At 42.7% G+C, this 321-nt stretch carries 1 protein-coding gene; it reads right to left on the bottom strand.

Features of this window, described 5'->3' with window-relative positions; all coding sequences use genetic code 11:
• Positions 1-321 (bottom strand): hypothetical protein (locus CK486_RS18150; protein ID WP_218192123.1); only part of this gene is annotated, 321 nt, incomplete at both ends.

The following is a 321-nucleotide window of genomic DNA, read 5'->3' as shown; positions in this document are numbered from 1 at the left end:
GCCTAAACGCTTAGCTAAAGCTGCATTTGAATCCTTCGCTTCAATAATGCTATATGATTGTAAAAGTGACACAAGGGCACCGACATAAATCTCCGGTTTACGGATCGTCGGATTCTCCTTCTGACAGTATAAATTCCATAGAAGAACCGCTGTTTGTTGATGCAACTCCTCGATCCCTTCTTCTTGTAAATACTCCCGCTTCGATAAGCTCGCGGCAGTTGTGCCTAAACGCTTAGCTAAAGCTGCATTTGAATCCTTCGCTTCAATAATGCTATATGATTGTAAAAGTGACACAAGGGCACCGACATAAATCTCCGGTTT

This window comes from Pseudomonas sp. HAR-UPW-AIA-41, from assembly GCF_002304225.1.
In the GTDB taxonomy this organism is placed as follows: domain Bacteria; phylum Pseudomonadota; class Gammaproteobacteria; order Pseudomonadales; family Pseudomonadaceae; genus Aquipseudomonas.
The sequence above is the reverse complement of the archived record's forward strand: the minus strand, read 5'-3'. Positions and strand labels throughout refer to the sequence as shown.